The sequence below is a fragment of the Lysobacter antibioticus genome, from assembly GCF_001442535.1.
Lineage (GTDB): Bacteria > Pseudomonadota > Gammaproteobacteria > Xanthomonadales > Xanthomonadaceae > Lysobacter > Lysobacter antibioticus.
Map to the genome: position 1 here is coordinate 3309680 of NZ_CP013141.1, position 20055 is coordinate 3329734.

Genomic DNA, 20055 nt, shown 5'->3' on the forward strand with positions numbered 1-20055 from the left:
AACAACCCCGGCCGAAGCCGGGGTTGCATCAGCGCTCGTCGTGCGCGCCTTGTTCGCGGAACGCCACGGTCAGAAGGTGACGCTCCAACTGTTGATGTAGCCGGTATCGCCCTCGTAGTGATCGCCGACGCGCAGTTTCCAGGTGCCGTTGAGGGCCTCGCCCGACAGGTCGACGGTGTAGCTGGTCTTGACGTTGGCCGCGCCGTCCTGGCCGTTGTAGTTCTTCAGCGTATACACCGAGCCGTCCGGTGCGATCAACGCGACCGACAAATCGCCGCGGTAGGAATGGACGATGTCGACGGAGACCGATGCGTTGCTCGGTGCGTTGCCGGTGCGTCCGGCGACCGCGATCGAGCTATAGCTGTAGTACAGGTCGTTGATCGCAACGTCGGTGGTGTTGCTGTAGGCCTTCACCGCATTGTCGACACCGCCGCCACCGCCGGCAACGCGGATCGCCTCGGCTACCGCGGCGTTGGCGTCGACCATGCCGCTGCCGCAACCGCCCGGACAGGCACCGGCAGCGAAGGCGCGCGCGGAGTCTTTAAGCGCTTGCTCCACCTGCGCCGGCGTCAACGGAGCTGCGACCGCCGATTGCATCAGCGCCACCACGCCGGCCACGTGCGGCGTCGCCATCGAGGTGCCCTGGCTGAATTTGTAGCCCTGTGCGACCTGCGCCTGAGCGCCGGTGTTCACCGTCGAAAGGATACCCCGTGCGGCATGGTTGACGTCGCAATAGGGTTCTTCGCCCAGAGCCAGAAAGCGGAGGTTCGGCGAACAGGTTTCGCCGCCCGGGGCGGCCACGTCGATCCTTGCGCCGTAGTTGGAGTAGAAGGCACGGTCGCCATTGTCGTCCGAGGCCGCGACCGAGATCACGTTGTTGCAGTTGCCCGGCGTATGATTCGCCACATCGTCGTTGTCGTTACCGGCCGCGATCACCACCGTAGTGCCGCGATTGACCGCGGCGTTGATCGCATTCTGGTAGGTCGCCGAACATGCGCCGTCGCCGCCCAGACTCATGTTGATCACTTCGGCCGGGTTCGCATTGGCGGGAACGCCGGCGACCGCGCCACCGGACGCCCATACGATCGCATCGGCGATGTCGGCCGTCGTGCCGCCGCATTTTCCGAGGACTCGCACCGGAACGATACGCGAGCCATAGGCCACGCCCGCTACGCCAGCGGCGTTGTTGGTCACCGCTGCGACGGTGCCGGCGACGTGGCTGCCGTGCCAGCTGGAGTTGGAGGCCCGCACTTGCCCGCATTCGCCCGCGAGGTACCAATCGCCCTGGTCGTTGGGATTGTTGTCGCGCCCATCGTTGTCGCGCGCACTGGCGGCATTGCTGATGAAGTCGTAGCCGGGCAGCACGTTGGCATTGAGTTCGGTGTGCGGAGTGATGCCGGTATCGAGCACGGCCACCACGGTGCCGGCGCCGGTCGATCGATCCCAGGCGGTGTTTGCGCGCAGGCCATTGGCCCCGAAGTAGTGCCATTGCTCGTTGTAGCGAGTGTCGTTTGGGGTCAGGGTCGGCATCATCCGACGATTGACCTCGACGTACTCCACGTTCGGATCGGCAGCGAGCTCGCGCATGATCGTTTCCGCTTCGACGCGGTCCAGCTTGCCTGCGCTGACCAGGTCCGAGCCGACCGCGAGGCGACGGACATGGCCGAGAGCGCGGGCCTTGCCGGCGATTCCGGCCTTGGCCACGCGATTGAGCGAACCCTTGACGTTGAGGGCATCGCGACGCTCAGCGGAGCCTTCGCGGTACTTGACGATAAAGCCGTCGTAGCCTTCCGGCGCCGTCAGGCCTGCGATATTCACCTTGCCCGCGAATGCCGGGGCTGCCATGGCGGACAATGCCATCGCGGTAGCGACGGCCAGGAGATGGGCGCGTGGGCGCCGGCGGTTCACGATGGGCATGCGAGTAATCCTCAAGCTGCGTGGATACATCGATGGGACTGCATGAATCGGGCTGTCCGGACGGGGCCGGAACGATGCGGGCCGGGGCGCCGATGCGACTGCGGAAGAGTCGGATGGCTTAAAGCGGGCTTGCCCCGAGCCGGGGTCAAAGCTGCAACAACGATCGGCAGCTGCATAGCCAATAGTCGGGAACGGCCGGTTGTCGAATTGACAACCGCGACGCGACCAAACGCATACGCACGGACATGGGCCTATGCGCGGGCGGCAGGAAGCGCCTAAGAACTTTCCCAATTCAAATCGTGACCCTCATCGCATTAGTATCCGATCGAGTTAAGAATTCGGTGAGGCGGGTCGGAACGAAGCCGACGCTCGCCTGTGCCGGTGAAGGCGATGCGGGGCACTCACTGCGATCGAGTCCGGTCGCGACGACTCGTCGTTCGGTCGCGAGTGTTCGGCTATGCCTGCTGCTTCTGTAAAGAACGAAGAAGCATCGCCGCAGCGAGACGCCGGGCAGGGCTGCATCGGCTTCCGCCTATTCGATGGATGCCGCAATGAACGCGAGCTACGAGACCGCCCCCCGCAGAAACCCTGCGCTGATCAGCTTCTCCGAAATGCTCGCGTTCGTCGCGGTCGTGAACGCGACCAGTTTCACCGGCGCGGCGCGCCAGCTCGGCACTTCGAAGTCCGTCATCAGTCGCCGCATCAGCGAGATCGAGCTGCAGCTCGGCACTCAACTGATCGATCGCAGCGGCAGCAGAATCAGCGTTACCGACGTCGGCAATGCCTACTACGAGCGTTGCGTGTCGATCATCGCATCGGTGGAGGCCGCCAACGATCTGGCCGCCGGCTTCAACGGAGGCATCCACGGCACCCTGCGGGTTTCGGTGCCGCACTTCTTCGGTGCGCAGGTGTTGGCGCCGTTGTTCAACGAATTCGCTAATATGTATCCCGGCCTCAGGATCGACCTCGGCGTTGAAGAATGCGACGCGGGCGGCAACGACACGAACTACGATCTATCGATACGCATCGGTCACCTCGCAAACTCCAGCCTGCTCGCCAAGCGCTTGGGAGCGACGCGCTCGTGGATGTGCGCCAGCCCCGAGTACCTGGCCGCGAGAGGTACCCCGAAACTTCCGGGCGAATTGGCTTATCACGACTGCCTGGTCAATTCTGGCAACGGGACGTCGGCGGGATGGCAGTTGCTGGTCGATGGCGAGTTGAGGACGGCCCGCGTTCGCGAACGGATCCGTAGCGCATGTTGTTTCCAGTTGTTGCAAGCCGCGCGCTCCGGTCTGGGCTTGGCATTGTTGCCCGACTATGTGATTGCCGATGCGGTAGCCACCGGCCGATTGAAGGTCGTCATGCCCGACTGCGCGCCGCCCGCCGGCCCCGTATCGTTGGTGTATCCCTCCAGCAGGCGATCCTCGCGCAAGGTACAAGCGCTGATCGAGTTCCTCAGCGAGCGGCTCGCCCACGACAGCCTCGTTCGCGAGCCGATCGCGTTCGCATAGCGCAAAGATCGCGAAACATCGCAATCGTTCGCAAGGCCGAAGGCGACCGAAGCCGGTGTGTCGTTCGAAGCGACCAACATCGCACGCAGCGAGCGTTCGCGAATCGTCAACCCGATGTTGTCGATGCGGGGCTATCTGCGGGTGCGATCGGCACCTAGACTGCCCCCGCACTCGATGAGCGGTCCTTAGCCATGCCCCCGGCGACGGCTGCTCCTGATTCGGACTCCTCGGCAGGCATCGAGTGCACTGGCCGCGCTACAAGGATGTCGTGCACGGTCAGCGCCCGTCGTGATGACGGCCGGTGAGCAGACGGGCGGGTGATGTCCGCATAGGCGCCCCGTTCCGTCTTGCTCAAGTTTGCGCAGTACGCTCGATCGATCCCGCTGCGGGTAGCGCAGAGACCTAGTCTGAGTTCGCAGGAGCGCCGACCGGATGCGTGCACGCCCATGCGATCAGCTCGCCCAATTCCATCGGGCGCCCGTACAAGTAGCCTTGGCCCAGATGGCCGCCGAGCTCGCGGGCCAACCGATCCTCCCGATCGGTCTCCACGCCTTCGACGGTAACGGTTTGACCGAGGCTGAGGCCCAGTTCGATGGCCGACTGCAGCAGGACGCGCCCTTGCTCGCTGCGCGGCCCGGCGGCGACGAAGCTACGGTCGATCTTCAGCTCGGTGCTCGGCAACTGCATCAGGAACTGCATCGTCGCCGCGCCGGTGCCGTAGTCGTCGATGGCGACCTTGAAGCCGCGCAGGCGAGAACGGATCAAGGCCTCGATCACGTGCACCGGCTCCTTCATGAGGTGCGTCTCGGTCACTTCCAGGGTGTAACGATCCGGTCGATCGTCGGCCGCGGCGACGATCTCCGACATCCGGTCGATGATCGACAGGTTGTGCAGGTTATGCATCGATACGTTGAAGGCGAGGTTGATGTCGATGCCGCTGCGCATCAATGTGGCGCGATCGGCCACCGCCTGGGTGAGGACGGCCAGAGTGAGCAGATCGACCAGGCCGGCGTTTTCGGCGGCCCGCACCACATCCGACGGCGGGACCGCGCCGAATTTCGGGTCCTGCCAGCGCAACAGCGCTTCGGCGCCGACGAACGAGCGCTTGCCCAGTTCCAGCTTGGGTTGATAAGCCAGATGCAGCGCGCCGCCGTCGATGCCGCCGCGGATACCGTCGCCGTCGATCGCCACATCGGGCGCGTCCTGCAACGACCGGCCTTCCGCCGGGCGATATCGCCCCAACACCGTGGTCAGGGATTGCAGATCGACTGGTTTTTCCAGCACCCCGAGTATCGTCAAGCCCTTGGCTTCGGCGAACTGCCGGCTGACATCCAGTACGCGGGAATCCTCGCCGCTGAGCAGGACGACGGCGGGGCGGCGGGACAGCGCGGCGACATGGCTCAGCAAACGGATCCCGTCCATGCCCGGCATGTTGAGGTCGCATATCAGCAGGTCGAAGGGGTGGGCCGCCAGCCGTTCGAGGGCCAACTCGCCTTTGTCCGCGGTTTCGAGAAGGCGCAGCCCGGCGTCGCTGAGCAGCGCGGAGATGATCTCGAGCATCACCGGATCGTCGTCGACGACCAGAGCCCTCAATCCGACCGGGTACGGCGAGTTGGGCAAACGTGGTCTCCGTCATGGACAATCGCGACGAGTTGTCTTAGAACGCCAGCATATGCGCGCAGCGATCAAAGAACGGACGGCTTGCCTATATCATGCACCGTTCTCAACCCGGGCGGGAGGCGGATTCGGACTGCGATGAAGACCCCCGGTTTCGAGCCCTTGAGCCGTCTTTTGCGAGGCGATGCCGCCCGGGTGCGCAGGGTGCTGGAGGTCTTCGCCCGCTGCACCGGCGAGGACCTGCAGCAACTGGACCGGGCCTGGGCGAGCCGCGACTGGGCGACGATCGGCGCGCTGACGCACAAGATGAAGTCCGGCTGCCTGCAGATCGGGGAGACGTCGGCGGCGGAGGGGTTGGCGTCCATCGAACGGGAGGTGTCCGCCGGTTCTGCGGACGATACCCTCGGGCGAATATTCGCAACCACGCGAGACGAACTGGATGGGGTGATGATGCGCGTCATCGCCTACCTGGCGTATCCGGATGAGGCGGGTGAAGCATGAATGCGAATGCGTTGCCGGCAAGAATACTGATTGCGGACGATCACCCGATCATCATCGTCGCGCTTGCGGAAATGCTGAAAACCGCGCTCGGCCAAAGCCGCGTTCTGGTCGATTCGGTTACCGACAGCGACAGCCTGCTTTCCCGCTTACGGGCCGAATCCTGGGAGTATCTGATCCTGGACCTGCGCATGCCCGGTCGATTGAACAGCGCTCCGCTGCTGCAGGCGATCCTGGCCGCGCAACCCTCGCTGCAAGTGGTGATCTACACCGGAGAAGAGCATCCCTGTCTGGCCCAGGCGTTGCTGGATCTGGGTGCCCGCGCCTTCGTTTCCAAGGCCAGCGGCCCGCAAGTGGCGATCGACGCCATCGGCGCGGTCGTGGCTGGGAACAGTTACGTCGACCCGCTGGTCGATCTCGATGCCGCGCGAAAGCATCCGTGGCACCAGCTCACCTCGGGCGAGCGGACGGTGATGATCGCCCTGGCGCGGGGCGAGAACCTGCAGGCCATCGCCATCGACAGCAATCGCAGCTACAAAACCGTGACGACGCATAAATACAACGCGTTGCGCAAACTGGGTTTGAGATCGAAGGACGAGCTCGGCCACTATCTTGAGCAGCACGGGCTCGACTACCTGTTATAGAGCTCGCCGCGGTGGGCCCGAATGCGTGCACGCCGCGCCGATGGCGTCGTAGCCGCGTGGCCAAGCTGGGGCGCTGAAGACCGCGCGCTTCCTGCCGGCTTGGCCGAGCACTAAGATTTTTCCTAATTCCCGCCACCGGGCCCTGCATTCATCATGCTTCGCGCGCCTGGCCGGCCGGACGACGGACTCGTCTGGGCCACCAGGCTCTACGGCAGCGAACGCAGGCCCACTCATGTCCCTCAGGAGCAGGCGATGACTGTCCATTTTCCCGAGCTCGCCCGATTGCTGAAGAACGACCAGCACAAAGTGCGGCGGGTGGTCTGGGAGTTCTATCGTTCGGCGATCAAGGATCTGCATCGCCTGGAGCAGGCTGCCGCCGCGAACGAGTGGCCCACCGTTCGCGCACTGGCATGGCGGATTCAGGTCAGCTGCCTGCAGGTAGGCGAGCACGAGGCGGCGGAAGCGGCGGCCGGTCTGAGCCGCGCTGCGGGCGAGTGCTTCGCCGATGCCTTTCGCCAGTGGCGACCGCGGATCGTGCAGACCCTGGATCGCGCAGAGGAATTCGTCGGACGCGGCATCGCCGAGCGGAAGTCGCCGCCCGATTCGGTCGGCGTCGGCAGCGTCAGGCACTGATCGCGTCCGCCGGTGCCGTCCACGGCGATGTGGAGCAAGCCCAATGCAGCGGGTTTTCATCGACGATGCGCGCCAGTGTTTTGCCGACACCTCCTAGGCCCCGGCTCTAAGACTTTTCCCTATTCCGACGGCGCCGACAGCCTGCCTAAAATGTGACCAATGACACGAATTTTATCGTGTAGGAGGTGGCGATGTCCGCACAGATGGCCGAGTTCTGCGAACTGCTCGAACACGACCCGGACAAGGTCCGGCACGTGGCGCGGGTGTTCTACCGCGGCGTCGCCGCGGATCTGCAGCGGCTGGAGGGCGCCGCTGCGGCTAACGAATGGCAGCTCGTCAGCGAGTTGTCGTAGCGCATCCACAGCGTCTGTCTGCAGTTGTCCGAACACGATGGCGCCAGCGTTGCGGCGGAGTTGCGCCAAGTCGCGGGCGAACGCTTCGCTGCCGCCTATGCCCGGCATCGGCCGGTCATCGCCGAGATGTTGAGCCACAGCGAAGATTTCGAGCATTGAAACAAGATCGCGTCTCCATCGGGCATGGAGACGGATGAAAGGGGCTGCATGAAAAGAACTGTCAGCGCCATCAGCTTGCGGCGTCGGCCGCTTCACTATCCGATGCTCACTCAAACTAACCTTTTCTCACTGCGACGACGGCTTCGCGTGGAAGGCGCGTGACGAGCAGCGGCGCTTCTCCGCTCCTTGTTGGCTAAGTGCAGCGCGATGCCCCGAATCCGCTTGCGGGGTCGCTATTTTCGGGTGTAGAAGTCTCTTCGACATCAGCCGATAGCGCTTGTCCGAACAGGGGAGGTCGGCGTCATCGCAGTGCTCCGCATTGTGTCGCCGCTCGCCGCTGGTTCCGATTCCAAGCCGCCCGCGTTGTTCGTTTCGCGAAGGTTTCCGCTCAGCGTATCGCCGAACTTGGCCGTACTTCGCTGCCTTCTTGTACGAAACCCTGCCGATCCATCCAGCACTTCGACCCAGTTCGTATCTGACGACTGTTATCGATGTAGTCGCCGTAGTCGACGGCCCCTCGTCCGTCCTGCGCACGCGAGTCCCACGGAGAAATCTATGAACCGCATTTTCCGCATCCTCTGGTCGCAGGCGCTGAACGCGTGGGTGGTCGTTTCCGAGCTCGCCACCAGCCGCGGCAAGAGCAGGGGAGGGGCCGACAAGCGCGGCCGGGCATACGAGTTGGTGCTCGATCGCGATCAAGTCGAAGGCTCGCCGCCTGCGCGCAACTGGCCCTTGCAGTTGGGCGTGTTCGCGGCCTTGTTGTCTCTGTTCGCGCCGGTACAGGCCGCGAACCGGTTCTGGGACGTCAACGGCACGGCCATCGGCCGAGGCGGCACCGGCACCTGGAACACGAGCAGCGCGTTCTGGAGCCCGAACGGCGATGGCGTGAGCGGCCCCTACAGCGCCTGGAACAACGCCGCGCTGGACGATGCGTTCTTCGGCGGCACCGCCGGCACCGTGACCTTAGGCGTGCCGATCACCGCGCACAACCTCACCTTCGAGACCACCGGTTACACGCTCAACGGCAGCACTCTGACCTTGGGGGGAGTCACGCCCACCATCACGGTCAATGGCGGCGTCAACGCCACCATCAATTCGGTCATTGCCGGAACTGCGGGTCTGACCAGGGCCGGTTCCGGGAACTTGACCCTCAACGGCGTCAATACCTTCAGCGGTAACGTCAACGTTATCGGCAGCAATTGGTTGTTCGTCAACGGCGACGCCGCGCTCGGTGCGGCAGGCAACGGCATCACGCTGGCCAATGGCACTGGCTTGTCGAGCACCGGCGCGTTGAATGCCAGCCGCGTAGTCACGCTGACCAGCGGTACCGGGTTCATCGGCGGGGGCGCCGGTTCGGCGCGCTTCACCGGAGCCGGCGGCCTCAACGTGGGCAACGGCATTGCGCTGACCAACAATGCCAATGACTACACCGGGCCAACGGCGCTGACCGCCAACGGTTCTTTTTCCTTCAGCTCCATCGCCAATGTCAACGGCGGGCCCAGCGCACTCGGCGCGCCGACCACGGTGGCCGCTGGCACGATAACGTTGAATCCCGGGGACTCGGGAACCACCGCGATCTACACCGGCGGCGGCTCCACCTCCGACCGCAACTGGAGCATTACCTCGCGCTTCTTCGGCAATTCCGGTATCACCAATGCGGGCACCGGCACTCTGACGTTGACCGGCAACATCGTGGGCAATTACGCGAATGGCGCCTTCGCCCAGCGCGGCACTTTCTTCAGCGCGCAGAGCGCGGACTTGGTGTTATCGGGCATCATCAGCGGCAACCAACCCCTTTTCACGTTGACGGGCGGCGGCACGAATCGCACGATCACGCTCGGCGGAGCCAATACCTACACCACCAGCAACACCACCAGCATCAGCAACGTGACGGTGATGGCGAGCACGCTTGCCAACACCGGTATCGCCAGTTCGCTGGGTACAAGTGGCGCCATCGGCATCACCAATGCCGTGCTGAACTACACCGGCGCCGGTGCCGCCAGCAACCGCGCCTGGGGGCTCAACAACGGTACGATCAACAGCGACGGCACCGGGGCGCTGGCGCTCAGCGGCACCTTGGGCCTTAGCAACACCGGTACGCTCGGCGGCAGCTTCGTCGGCGCCGACAACGTCTTCTCCGGCGTCATTTCCGGTACGGGCGGCTTGGCCAAGAGCGGGGCGTCCACCTGGGTGGTCAATGGCATCAATACCTACACCGGCGCCACCACCGTCAATAGCGGGACCTTACGCGCAGGCACCACGACGGCATTCGGAGCGAGCAGCGGCGCGGTGGTCAATGGCGGAACCCTGGACCTCAACGATCTGGCCATCACGTTGCCCTCGTTGGCCGGTAGCGGCGGCATCGTCGACCTTGGATCGGGCACGCTGACCCTGGATGCGCTCGCAGCCGTCAACACCAGCTATGCGGGCAATATCACCGGCACCGGCGGCCTGACCAAGAACGGGGCCAGCACCCAGGTCCTCACCGGCAGCAACACCTACACCGGAGCGACTACGGTCAACGGCGGCACGCTGCGGCTGGATTTCGCCGGCGCAGGCGGGCCCGCCAGCGACATCATCTCCAGCGCCTCGACCCTGACCATGGGCGGCGGCACCCTCAATGCGGTCGGCGCCGCCGGCGAGGCCAATACCCAGACCTTCAACGGCTTGAACGTCGTCGCCGGCAACAACACGATCGGTGCGACCTCGGGTGCCGGCGGCAGCATGACCGTCAACCTCGGCGCCATCACCCGCACCGGCGGACTGATCAACTTCAATCTGCCGGGCAGCGGCAACATCACCACGACCAACACCCTCCTGGGCGGCTGGGCCACGGTCAACGGCACCGACTACGCCAAGGTGGTCGGCGGCAACATCCTCGCCTTCACCGACGCCGACTACACCGACAAGGACGACGCGTCGACTTGGTTGACCGGCGAATTCATCTCCGACAGCGATGCCGATGCCGACAGCTTTTTCGGTACGGTCGGCAGCAATACCCAGCTCGGCGGCCTGCAGTTCACTACGCCGGACGCGACCACCACCGTCACCGTCGCCGGCGGCCAGACGCTGGGCATCGATGGGACCATCATCGTCGCGCCGTCGGTCGGCGCCAACAACCAGACGATCACCGGCGGCTCGCTCACCGGCATGGTAGGCGGCGGTACGCTCGGTATCCAGCAGAACGGCACCGGCAACTTCACCATCGCCTCGCAGATCGTCGACAACGGCGGCAGCATCGGCTTCACCAAGGCCGGTACCGGCTTGGTCACGCTGAGCAACGCCGCCAATAGCTATACCGGCGGCACCAACGTCTCTCAGGGAATATTGTCGGTCGCCAGCATCGCCAACGGCGGCGCGGCGAGCAGTATCGGCGCTTCGTCCGCCGCTTCGTCCAACCTGGTGTTGGAAGGCAGCACGTTGCGCTACACCGGCGCTACCACCAGCAGCGATCGCGGCTTCACCATCGCCAAATCCGGCGCGATCCTGGGCAGCAGCATCGACGTCACCAACGCTGCCGCCAATTTGAGCTTCAGCGGCCTGGTCACCAGTACCGACGGCGCCAACCTGACCAAGACCGGGCCCGGTACGCTGACGCTGACCAACGCCGGCAACGATTACACCGGCATTACCCGCGTCGACGGCGGCACCTTGTCGGTTACCACCTTGGCCAACGGCGGGCTGGTCAGCAGCATCGGCGCTTCGAGCAACGCTTCCAGCAATCTCGTCCTCAACAACAGCACGTTGATGTATACGGGCGGGACGACCAGCACCGACCGCGGCTTTACCGTCGGCAACCTCGCGGCGGGTGGCGGCAGCGGCGGCGTCAACGTAAGCAATGCCGCGACCACGCTGACCGTGAGCGGCACAGTGGTGGGCGACGACGGTTTGCGCAAGGAAGGTCCGGGCACTCTGGTGCTGTCCGGCACCAACACCTATACGGGCGGCACCACGGTCAATGCAGGCACGCTGCGCGCGGGGTCCACCCAGGCGTTCGGCAACGCCAACAACAATTTGAGCGTCGCCGCCGGCGCCACGGCGGATATCAACGGTTTCAATACCTCGATCGGGGGGCTGTTTGGCAGCGGCAACGTGACCCTGGGTTCCGCCACGCTGACCTCCAATGTCATCGGCGGAACTTTCAGCGGCGTCATCAGCGGTAGCGGCGGCTACACGCAAGGCGGCGGGTTCGCTGCCGCCCAGACCATGGTCGGTTGCAACAACACGTATACGGGCGCCACCAGCCTCAACTCCGGAACGATCAGCGTCAATTGCCTGGCCAACGGCGGTTTGGCCAGCGGCATCGGTGCCTCGTCCAGCGCCTCGTCCAATCTGGTGTTCAACACCGGCATCCTCCGGTACACCGGCGGCAGCGTCAGCATCGACCGCGGATTCACCTCGCAGACCGGCGTGGCCGCCATCGACGTAACCAATGCAGCCACCACCCTGGGTTTCAGCGGAACGGTGGTGGGAGGGGCCCCCGTGCGTAAGGACGGTCTCGGCACCCTGGTGCTGTCCGGCAACAACACCTATACCGGCGGTACCCAGGTCACCGGCGGCATCCTGCGCGCCGGTTCGGCCACGGCTTTCGGCACCGGCTACCTGGACATGGCCAACACGGCCGGCGCCACCCTGGATGCCAGCGGTTTCAACCAGACGTTCACGTGGCTGCAAGGCGGCGGCACCACCGGCGGCAACATCAATCTCGGCGCACAGACGCTGACGATCAGCTCGGGCAACGGTAACGTCACCAGCGGCAGCGTCTACGCCGGCAACATCAGCGGCACCGGCAACCTGGTCAAGAACGGTGCGCAATACCAGCGCCTGTCCGGCTGCAACAGCAGCTATACCGGCACTACGACCATCAATGGCGGTGCCTTGTCGGTCGATTGCCTGACCAATGGCGGCAGCAACAGCGCGATCGGCGCCAGCAGTTCGGCCGCGAGCAATCTGGTGATCAACGGCGGCGCCATCTTGGGTTACACCGGCGCAGCCACCAGCAGCGACCGCTTGTTCACGCTGGGCGCCGGCGGCGGCACCCTGGATGCATCGGGCAGCGGCGCATTGCAACTCACCAATACCGGCGCCATCGCGCTGTCGGGCACCAACACCGCGCGCACCTTGACACTCACCGGCACCAACACCGGCAACAACACCTTGTCGGCCCAGCTCGACAATAACGGCACCGGCGCCACTTCGTTGACCAAGACCGGCACCGGCACCTGGATCCTGACCAACAACAACAGCAGCTACACCGGCGTGACGACCATCAGCGGCGGTGTGCTCGGCGTCAGCCAACTGGCCAACGGCGGCACTGCGAGCGGCATCGGCGCTTCCTCGAGTGCGGCGTCTAACCTGGTGATCGGCAACGGCTCGACCCTGCGCTACACCGGTGCCGGCGACACCACCGACCGTCTGTTCACGCTGGCGCCCGGCGTCACCTTCATCGAATCCTCGGGCACCGGCGCGGTCAACTTCGCCAACACCGGTGCGGTGACCCTGTCGGGCACCAACGCTGCGCGCACCATCGCGCTAGGCGGCACCAATACCGGCAACAACACGCTCGGCGGCGCCATCGGCGACAACGGCACCGGCCAGACCACTCTGGCCAAGAACGACGCCGGCACCTGGGTTCTCACCGGCAACAACACCTTTACCGGCAACACCGTCATCAACAACGGCAATCTGACGATCGGCAACGGCGGCACCACCGGCAACGCCGGCGCCGGCAACGTGATCGTCGATTCGGCGACTTCGACCCTGTCGATCAACCGCAGCGACACCTTTAACTTCAACGGCACGCTGAGCGGCCCCGGCACCCTGGCGCAGATCGGCACCGGCACCACCACGCTGACGTCGCTGGGCAACAACATCGGCGCCACCACCATCAGCGCCGGCACCCTGGACGTCAACGGCGCGCTCAACACCGCCACCATCGCCATGACCGGCACGTCCGCCTTGAACGTGGACGGCACCGTACAGGCCTCCGGCGCCGCACCGGCGTTGTTCAGCGGCGATGCCGGCGCCAGCACGATCAACGTCAATGCCGGCGCGACCCTGCGCGGTAACGGCGACCTCGGCGACGGCAGCGACGCGGTCAACCTGACCGGCACTCTGGATACCGGCGCGGCCGCCCTGAATCTGGGTGCCGGCGACGACACCCTGACCTTGAACGACGGCGCGGCCATCGTCGGCGCCGGCGTCGACGCCGGCGCCGGCAGCGCCGACAACCTGGTGGTCAACAACGCGTTGCCGCTGACCTTCGGCGGCACCGGCGTCGCAGGTTTCGAGCGCCTGACCAAGCAGAACAGCGGCGTGCTGACCCTCACCGGCAACCAGAGCTACAGCGCCGGCACCGCGATCGACGGCGGCACCCTGGACGTGGACGGCGCCCTCGATACCTCTGCCGTGTCGATGGCCGACGGAACTACGTTGAACATCGACGGCAGCGTGCAGGCCGCCGGCCCCGCGCCGACTGCGCTCACCGGCAGCGCCGGCGTCAACACCATCGCGGTCAATTCCGGCGCCAGCCTCGCCGCCAACGGCGACCTCGGCGACGGTAGCGACACGCTGACCTTGGCCGGCGCCTTGAACACCGGCGCCGCAGCGCTGAGCCTGGGCGCCGGCAGCGATACGCTGACCTTGAACGACGGCGCGACGATCGGCGGCAGCGGCGTCGACGGCGGCAGCGGCGCCAACGATCAATTGGTGCTCAACAATGCTTCGCCCCTGAGTTTCGACGGCGCCGCCACCGCCGGCTTCGAAAGCCTGATCAAGCAGAACAGCGGTATCGCCAGCATGACCGGCACTCAGAGCTTCAGTGCCGGCACCACCATCGCCGGCGGCGTGCTCGACATCGACGGCAGCCTGACCACCCCGACCATCGCCTTGGCCGACGACACCGCCCTGAGCGTCGACGGCAGCGTGCAGGCGGGCGTCGGCACCGCGGCGACGATCACCGGCAGCGCCGGCACCAATTTCGTGTTCGTGGGGGCCGGCGGTAGCTTGTTAGCGAACGGCGATCTCGGCGACGGCGCCGATGTCGTCGACGTGGCCGGCACCCTCGACACCGGCGGCGGCACCTTCGCGCTCGGCGCCGGCGACGACACCCTGACCATCCACGACGGCACCACGATCGTAGGGACGGTTGCGGCCGGGCTCGGCACCGATACCTTCAACACCGACATCGCGACCAGCGCCAACCTCGGCGCGGTGCAGGGCTTCGAGACCCTCAGCAAGACCGGCGTCGGCACGCTCAACGTCAATGGCCCGGCGAGTTCGGACTTCACCGTCATCGACCTGCTGGCCGGCACCTTGAACGTGACCGCCAGCGGCAGTGTGGTTCCGGCACCGGGCAATACCCTGACCACGACCGTGGCCGCCGGCGCGACGCTCAATGTCGACGGCAGTTACGGCTGCGGTGCCAACAACGACAGCATGACGGTGTCCGGCACGGTGTCCGGCAGCGGCACCATCGACCTGTGCGGCGGCGACGACACCCTGACCCTCAAAGACGGCTCGCTGCTCACCGCCGCGATCAGCGGCGGCACCGGCAGCGGCGACCGCGTGGTGCTCGACAATCTCAATGCGATGATCTTCGACGCCGGCAACACGGCCAACTTCGAGTTGCTGCAAAAGAACAACGTCGGTGAGGCGACGCTGGTCGGAACCCAGAGCTTCAGCGGCGGCACCACCATCGATGGCGGCGCCCTCCGCGTGGATGGCGCTCTGGAAACGCCGACCCTGAGCTTGGCCGACGGCACCGCACTCAACGTCGATGGCAGCGTGCAGGCGGGCGTCGGCACGGCGGCGGCGATTACCGGCAGCGCCGGTACCAACACGGTGACCGTGAGCGCCGGCGGCAGCTTGCTGGCGAATGGCGACCTGGGCGACGGCAGCGACCTGCTGGATGTGGCCGGCACTCTCGACACGGGCACCGGCAGCTTCGATCTGGGCGCCGGCGACGACACCCTGACCATCCACGACGGCACCAACATCCTCGGCACGGTGATCGCGGGAGCCGGCAACGACACCTTCAACACCGATATCGCGACCAGTGCCGACCTCGGCGCGGTGCAGGGCTTCGAGACCCTGAGCAAGACCGGTGCCGGCACGCTCAACGTCAACGGCCCGGCGAGTTCGGACTTCACCACCGTCAACGTCGTGGCCGGCAGTTTGAACGTGAGCGCCGGCGGCAGCGTGATCGCGGCGCCGGGCAACACCTTGACCACCACGGTGGCCAGCGGTGCGACGCTCAACGTGGATGGCAGCTACAGCGGCGGCGCATTGGCCGACAGCTTCACTGTGTCGGGTACGGTCAGCGGCAGCGGCACGATCGACCTGGGCGGCGGCAACGATACGCTGACGCTCAACGACGGCGCGGTATTGAACAACCTGGTCCATGGCGGTGCCGGGGGCGACGATACGGTGGTCCTCAATAACGCCGGTGCCTTCACCCTCGACGCCGGCGATACCAGCAACTTCGAAACACTGCAAAAAGACAACAGCGGCGAGGCGACCCTGACCGGGGCGCAGGTCTTCAGCGGACGCACCCATCTCAATGGCGGCATGCTGACCATCGCAGGGAGTCTGAACACGTTGGCCGTCGAAATGGACGACAACACCGTGCTCAATGTCGAAGGCAGTTTGCAGGTCCCCTCTGGGACCGGCGACTTCATCGAAGGCAGCGCCGGGATCAACACCATCATCGTCGCGGCCGGCGCGACCGTATCGGGCGACATAGGGCTGGGCGACGGCAACGACGTGCTCGATGTGGCCGGCGCTATCAACGTGGGCGGAAGCGACGCCCACCTGGGCGGCGGCGACGACACAGTGACTATCCGCGACGGTGCGAGCATCGGAGGCCTGCTGATTGGCGGCGCTGGAAACGATGTCGTCAACGCCGATGTCACGACCAGCGCCGAGCTGGGTATCGCCTGGGAGTTCGAGACCCTGACCAAAACCGGCGTCGGCGCGCTCGACATCAACGGGCCGGGAACTTCGGATTTCACTACGGTCGATGTGCTGGCCGGCAGCCTGAACGTCGCCAACCCGCTCAGTACCGTGGTCGCGCAGAACACGACGATCGCCACTAGCGCGGCCTTGAACCTGACCGGTAATTACACCGGCACCGCCGGCAACGACACCCTGACCGTGGCCGGTACGGTCGCCGGCGCGGGAAGCCTGAGCCTGCTCGACGGCGACGACAGCTTCACCATCCAGGACGGCGCCAACTTGTCCGGGCTGACCAATGCCATCGACGGTGGCATCGGCAGCGATACCTTCATCGCCGATCTCGCCGGCAGCGCGACTCTCGGCGGTGCGATCAACTTCGAAACCCTGACCAAGACCAACTCCGGCACCTTGAATGTCAACGGCCCGGCCGCATCGGCCTTCAGCACGGTCAACGTCAACGGCGGCACCCTGGACATCGGCGCGGCTGGCGGCATCGCCGGCGCGGTCACCACCACCGTGGCCAGCGGCGCCACCTTGAACGTCGACGGCAGCTACAGCGGCTCGGCCGGCGCCGACACGATGAACGTATCGGGCACGGTCGCCGGCGGCGGAACGATCGACCTGGCGGGCGGCGACGACACGCTCACCCTCAACGACGGCGCGGTGTTGAACAACCTCGTCGACGGCGGCGGTCATGGCACCGGCGATACGGTGGTGCTGAACAACGCCGGCGCGCTCAGTTTCGACGCCGGCAACACGGTCAACTTCGAATTCCTGCGCAAGGACAACGCCGGCACCGCGACCCTGACCGGGACACAAAGCTTCAGCGGCGGCACCGCGATCAACGGCGGCGAGCTGGCGGTCGCCGGCGCGCTGAGCACGCCGACCGTGACGATGGGCGATGACACCGCTCTGACCGTCGACGGCAGCCTGGACGCAGGGGCGGGCATCGCCGCGGCGATCAGCGGCAGCGCCGGCGTCAACACCGTCAACGTGGCGGGCGGCGCGACGCTGCTCGCGACCGGCGACCTGGGCGATGGCAGCGACGTGCTCGATGTGTTCGGCACCTTGGACACCGGAGGCGGCATCTTCGCCCTCGGTGCCGGCGACGACACCCTGAGCATCCACGACGGCACCAACCTCGTGGGTACGGTCGCGGCGGGGATCGGTAACGACACCCTCAACACCGACATCGCGACCATCGCCAACCTCGGCGCGGTGCAGGGCTTCGAGACACTGAATAAGACCGGCATCGGCACGCTCAACATCAACGGCCCGGCGAGTTCGGACTTCATCACGGTCGATGTGGCGGCCGGCACCTTGAACGTCGCTGCCGCAGGCAGCGTGGTCGCGCAGAACACCACCATCGCCAGCGGCAGTACGCTGCAAGTGGCCGGCAGCTATAGCGGCACCGCCGGCAACGACAGCTTCACCGTGGCCGGCACGGTCGCCGGTGTCGGCACGCTCAGCCTGCTCGACGGCGACGACAGCTTCACCATCCAGGACGGCGCCGATCTGTCCGGGCTGTCCAATGCCATCGACGGCGGCAACGGTATCGATACCTTCATCGCCGATCTCGCCGGCAGCGCGACCCTGGGTGGTGCGATCAACTTCGAGACCCTGACCAAGACCAACACCGGCACCTTGAATGTCGACGGCCCGGCCGCATCGGCCTTCACCACGGTCAACGTCAACGGCGGCACCCTGGACATCGGCGCGGCCGGCAGCATCGACGGCGCGGTCACCACCACCGTGGCCAGCGGCGCCACCTTGAACGTCGACGGCAGCTACAGCGGCTCGACCGGCGCCGACACGATGAACGTGTCCGGCACGGTCACCGGCAGCGGCACGATCGACCTGGCGGCCGGCGACGATACGCTTACGCTCAACGATGGTGCGGTACTGAGCAACGTCATCGACGGCGGCGGTCACGGCAGCGGCGATACGGTGGTGCTGAACAACGCCGGCGCGCTTAGTTTCGACGCCGCCAACACGGTCAACTTCGAATTCCTGAGCAAGAACAACACCGGCACCGCGACCCTGACCGGGACACAAAGCTTCAGCGGCGGCACTACCCTCAACGGCGGCACGCTGAGCGTGGCCGGCGCCCTGGAAACGCCGACCGTGGCCTTGGCCGACGGCACCGTGCTCAACGTGGGCGGCAGCTTGCAGGGCGCCGGCAGTACCGCGGCGACGCTGACCGGCAGCGCCGGCGTCAACACCGTGAACGTGGCGGCCGGCGCGACGTTGCTCGCGACCGGCGACCTGGGCGATGGCAACGACGTCCTCGACGTGACCGGAACGCTCGACACGATGGGCGGTACGTTCGGACTGGGCGATGGCGACGACGTCTTCACCGTGCACGATGGCACTACGGTCGTCGGCACCGTCGACGGCGGCGCCGGTCTGGACACCCGCGTCTACGACATCAACCTCACCGCCGACCTGGGCGCGCTACTCAACTTCGAAGGCTTGACCAAGACCGGTACCGGCACGCTCAACATCAACGGCCCGGGTGCGACCAGTCTGCAAGAGGTCGACGTGCTCAGCGGCACCCTGCACGTCGCCGCGGGCGCCACCGTCGCGGCGCAGGACACCGTGATCGCCAGCGGTTCGATCCTGAGCCTCGACGGCGGCTACACGGGCACTACGGGTAGCGACACCATGACCGTGGCCGGCACGGTCGCCGGGCCCGGCACGCTGAGCCTGCTCGACGGCGACGACAGCTTCACCATCCAGGACGGCGCCGATCTGTCCGGGTTGAGCAATCCGGTCGACGGCGGCACCGGCATCGACAGCTTCATCGCCGATCTCGCCGGCAGTGCGACCCTCGGCGGTGCGATCAACTTCGAGACCCTGACCAAGACCAACACCGGCACGCTGAACATCGACGGCCCGGCCGCGTCGGACTTCACCACCGTCAACGTCGACGGCGGCACGCTCGACGTCGGTGCCGCCGGCAGCGTCAGCGGCGTGGTCACCACCACGGTCGCCAACGGCGCGACCTTGAACGTCGACGGCAACTTTTCCGGTTCGTCCGGCGACGACACGATGAATGTGTCCGGCACGGTCGCCGGCAGCGGCACGATCGACCTGGCGGCCGGCGACGATACGCTCACCCTCAACGACGGCGCGGTGTTGAACAACCTCGTCGACGGCGGCGGCCACGGCAGCGGCGATACGGTGGTGCTGAACAATGCCGGCGCGCTGAGTTTCGACGCCGCCAACACGGTCAACTTCGAGTTCCTGAGCAAGAACAACATCGGCACCGCGACTTTGACCGGGACGCAAAGCTTCAGCGGCGGCACCGCGATCAACGGTGGCGAGCTGGCGGTCGCCGGCGCGCTGAGCACGCCGACCGTGGCGATGGGCGACGACACTTCGCTGACCGTCGACGGCAGCCTGGACGCAGGGGCGGGCATCGCCGCCGCGATCAGCGGCAGCGCCGGCGCCAACACCGTGACCGTCAACGGCACGGCTTTGGCCAGCGGCGATCTCGGCGCGGGGGAGGACGTGCTCGATGTGGTCGGCACCCTCGACACGCTGGGCGGCGTCTTCGCCCTCGGCGACGGCGACGACCGCTTCGTCGTCCACGACGGCACCACCGTGCTCGGTACGGTCGACGGCGGCGCCGGTCTGGACACGCGCGTCTACGACATCAATCTGACCGCTGATCTGGGTGCGTTGGTCAATTTCGAGGGCGTGACTAAGACCGGCACCGGCACGCTCAACGTCACCGGCCCGGGCGCGACCGACCTGCAGGAAGTC

At 66.0% G+C, this 20055-nt stretch carries 8 protein-coding genes (1 of these 8 running past the window's edge); 6 read left to right on the forward strand and 2 right to left on the reverse strand.

The annotated features are described in order from the left end of the window. Positions 1-69: 69 nt before the first annotated feature. Complete coding sequence (locus tag GLA29479_RS13315) at positions 70-1917, reverse strand: S8 family peptidase (protein WP_057971881.1); 1848 nt, start codon at positions 1915-1917, stop codon at positions 70-72. A 551-nt stretch (positions 1918-2468) separates the two neighbouring features. Here GLA29479_RS13315 and GLA29479_RS13320 point away from each other — a divergent pair. Further along, complete coding sequence (locus GLA29479_RS13320) at positions 2469-3428, forward strand: LysR family transcriptional regulator (protein WP_057917984.1); 960 nt, start codon at positions 2469-2471, stop codon at positions 3426-3428. A gap of 402 nt (positions 3429-3830) precedes the next feature. On the opposite strand, the gene GLA29479_RS13325 is transcribed toward GLA29479_RS13320, so the two are convergent. Next, positions 3831-5048: an EAL domain-containing response regulator gene (locus tag GLA29479_RS13325; RefSeq protein WP_057917983.1), complete on the reverse strand. Its 1218-nt coding sequence runs from the start codon at positions 5046-5048 to the stop codon at positions 3831-3833. Between the two features lie 135 nt (positions 5049-5183). On the opposite strand from GLA29479_RS13325, the gene GLA29479_RS13330 reads away from it, so the two are divergent. The 5 genes from GLA29479_RS13330 to GLA29479_RS13345 all read left to right on the forward strand — a co-directional run. Further along, a complete protein-coding gene (locus tag GLA29479_RS13330) occupies positions 5184-5546 on the forward strand; it encodes an Hpt domain-containing protein (protein ID WP_057917982.1) in 363 nt (120 codons plus the stop codon). Further along, positions 5543-6187 carry a response regulator gene (locus GLA29479_RS13335; RefSeq protein ID WP_057917981.1) on the forward strand — a complete coding sequence of 215 codons (645 nt, stop codon included), beginning with the start codon at positions 5543-5545 and terminating at the stop codon, positions 6185-6187. The genes GLA29479_RS13330 and GLA29479_RS13335 overlap by 4 nt, the downstream gene beginning before the upstream one ends. A 153-nt stretch (positions 6188-6340) precedes the next feature. Further along, complete coding sequence (locus tag GLA29479_RS13340; RefSeq protein ID WP_144436514.1) at positions 6341-6820, forward strand: hypothetical protein; 480 nt, start codon at positions 6341-6343, stop codon at positions 6818-6820. 191 nt (positions 6821-7011) lie between these two features. Beyond that, the gene (locus tag GLA29479_RS25310) at positions 7012-7173 is read left to right on the forward strand and encodes a hypothetical protein (RefSeq protein WP_169795661.1); all 162 of its coding nucleotides are present in this window, start codon (positions 7012-7014) and stop codon (positions 7171-7173) included. A gap of 714 nt (positions 7174-7887) precedes the next feature. Beyond that, positions 7888-20055, forward strand: partial view of an autotransporter-associated beta strand repeat-containing protein gene (locus GLA29479_RS13345; RefSeq protein WP_057971884.1) — the 5' portion only. It continues 24 nt past the right edge of the window; the window shows 12168 of its 12192 coding nt (coding positions 1-12168); it begins with the start codon at positions 7888-7890; its stop codon lies off the right edge, out of view.

Bases quoted from the DNA above. Each gene is read 5' to 3' on its own strand.
- GLA29479_RS13315 (WP_057971881.1), bottom strand. From the start codon at position 1,917: ATGCCCATCGTGAACCGCCGGCGCCCACGCGCCCATCTCCTGGCCGTC.
- GLA29479_RS13320 (WP_057917984.1), top strand. From the start codon at position 2,469: ATGAACGCGAGCTACGAGACCGCCCCCCGCAGAAACCCTGCGCTGATC.
- GLA29479_RS13330 (WP_057917982.1), top strand. From the start codon at position 5,184: ATGAAGACCCCCGGTTTCGAGCCCTTGAGCCGTCTTTTGCGAGGCGAT.
- GLA29479_RS13335 (WP_057917981.1), top strand. From the start codon at position 5,543: ATGAATGCGAATGCGTTGCCGGCAAGAATACTGATTGCGGACGATCAC.
- GLA29479_RS13340 (WP_144436514.1), top strand. From the start codon at position 6,341: ATGCTTCGCGCGCCTGGCCGGCCGGACGACGGACTCGTCTGGGCCACC.
- GLA29479_RS25310 (WP_169795661.1), top strand. From the start codon at position 7,012: ATGTCCGCACAGATGGCCGAGTTCTGCGAACTGCTCGAACACGACCCG.